The organism is Prosthecobacter sp., from assembly GCF_049294395.1.
Taxonomy (GTDB): domain Bacteria; phylum Verrucomicrobiota; class Verrucomicrobiia; order Verrucomicrobiales; family Verrucomicrobiaceae; genus Prosthecobacter.
Genome location: NZ_JBAQCR010000323.1, coordinates 1 through 2,239, shown reverse-complemented (window position 1 = coordinate 2,239; position 2,239 = coordinate 1). Strand labels below are relative to the sequence as shown.

Below are 2,239 nucleotides of genomic sequence, written 5' to 3'. Positions count from 1 at the left end.
GGTTGTGGCACTGTGGGGCGGTCACGCTCACGCTCACGTTCACGCTGGCAGCGCTCGCCGCCACGGGGCTGCAGGCGCAAACCATCGAGTTTGTGGTGCCTGCCATCCCGCCTGCACGCGCAGAATCGGCAGCCACAGCACCAGCACCCTCAGCCACTCCGCCCGCAGCCGCGAAGCCGGGCAAGCTGGACGAGGGCCGGCTGGCAGGCATCGAGATTCGCATGATGCGCTCCGGCGAGGAGGGAAGGCTGAGCGACGAGGAGTTGAAGCCGCGCACGAAGCTCATCGAAACCAGCCCTGATCTGGGCCCCTATCTCGTCGAAATTGCAGATCGCATGATCGCGCAGAAGAGTGATTATGTGCATCACATCTTTGATGCCATCGCACAGCGCAAGGACATCGATCCCAAAGCCATCGAAAGGTATGTGGCCCTCACCGAGAAAATTCTCGCGCAGGTGAAATCTTCGGCAGAGCTCGACCGCGCCCAAAGGTCGATTCTCTATGGCATGAACGATGTTCTCGCGGCTCATCCATCCGCTGCAGGCGAGCGGCTGCTCATCCGCATGCAGCAAATCGGCCTTGGAGGACTGGTGGCGGAGTCACTCGCCAAAATCGGCGGCCCCCAGGCGCTCACAGCCTTGCAGCAGGAAGTGTCTGAATACGAAGAGCTCGTCAAAAGCGATCCTGAGAATGAAGCCCTGCGCCTCCAGGCCCGGCGAATCAAAAACTGCATGGAAACCCTGCGCGCTCGGCTGGCTCAAGCACCCGCCAAACCCTGAGCCGCAGCCCCATCAAATCCCGTCGCCACACCGAAGCCGGCAACGCCCGCGCAGCCGTAGCGGGTCGATCATTCTTTGCATCGCCTGGGTCCGGTGCGGAGTTGCAGAGCGCAAAAGGGGAGCCGGGTGCAAATGCTTGATAAAATATGCCATGTTTAAATCTCCGGCCACGAGCTCGCTCAAGAACCCCTGAGACGTGCAAAAAACTCTGGAAACAGACCGCGATGAGCGCAGGACAAATCTGTCAAGTATTTGCACACTGACCCCATTTTGCGCCGCCGCAATCCTCAAAACGGGGTCAGTGTGCAAAAACTTGACAAAATGACGACGCGAAACATGGATGCCATCCACGGTCCCCCGGCGCTCATGCAAACCCACTCCAGACCAGGGCAGGTGATCGTCGCGGTGATCACTGGCAAAACTTTGAAATCCGACTCCATCCTCATTTGCGACTGCCAGACCTGCGGGTAGCTTTGTGCCATGGCAGATCCAGCACCCGCACCGGAGTCCTCTCCCTGGCAGGCGGGGGATTTCGTGCTGCCGCTTTTTCTGCTGATGCCCACCATCGACGTCGCTTCCATTTACGGCGATCAAGCGGCAGCCCTGCACATCGCAGGCGCGGGGCTCGTCAAACTCAGCCCCCTGTTCATGCTGGCGGCTGCCCTCTTCACACCTGTGCTCCTCCACGGCACTCGCCTGTCCCGCTGGCGGCAGGGGATCACGATTGCCGTGGTTTTCCTCTGCCTGATGTCCGCACCGTGGCTGCTCAAGGCGGGCAGTTCTTCCATCCCGCTCTCCCGCTGGCTCTCCCACGAAGAAAGCGCCGCGCTTCGGCAGGCTTTCGATGTCCCCTGCCTGTTCTGCTCCGACACCCCTGAAGGGCAGTGCCTGCGCGTGCGCCGCGCCGATGACACCGCAGCGCTCCAGAGTTATCTGCAGACGCTCGGAGTCCTCGCCACAGGGCACGCATCCCCGTGAGGGCGGAGCCACTGTCGGGCTGACATCGTAGTTTGTAAAAGTCACTTCACGCTGAGCGTGCATCCCATAGGGACTGCGGTCGCGCAGTGAGGCACAGCTTGTCCTTTCGTGGCTTGATCGATACCACGCGACATTGAGAAAACGGGTCAGGTTTTGGGCACGGGTAGCTGGCGTGGCGCTCCGGCCGTAGGTTGGATGTGTTTGGCGCCGCAACCGCTTCTTCACTCCACAACTCCCACCGCCAAACCGTCCGACTGCGAGGAGGTTCGTACGCCTTGTAGCTTTGCCGTACGCTGATGGACGGGCGGGCTGTCGCCACACCCATCCTACGACTGAGGCGGCGCTTCATCGTAGGTTGTTGGGTGTGTTTGGCGAGATGTGCGCCGCAACGCTCAGGCGCGTTCTCCGCCAAACCGCCCGACTCAGGGCGGCACCGAACTCACGCGGCGTCATCACACGCTCGCATATCTACCGCCCTCTCC

1 protein-coding gene and 1 pseudogene are annotated in these 2,239 nt (G+C 61.3%); both read left to right on the top strand.

Features of this window, described 5'->3' with window-relative positions; all coding sequences use genetic code 11:
- Window positions 1–779 (top strand): annotated as a pseudogene (locus WAW39_RS21385) (hypothetical protein); the annotation flags it as partial.
- A gap of 480 nt (window positions 780–1,259) precedes the next feature.
- Window positions 1,260–1,757 (top strand): hypothetical protein, encoded by a 498-nt coding sequence (locus WAW39_RS21380; RefSeq protein ID WP_422321194.1) that lies wholly within the window; start codon window positions 1,260–1,262, stop codon window positions 1,755–1,757.
- The last annotated feature ends 482 nt before the right edge of the window (window positions 1,758–2,239 follow it).

Bases quoted from the DNA above. Each gene is read 5' to 3' on its own strand.
- WAW39_RS21380 (WP_422321194.1), top strand. From the start codon at position 1,260: ATGGCAGATCCAGCACCCGCACCGGAGTCCTCTCCCTGGCAGGCGGGG.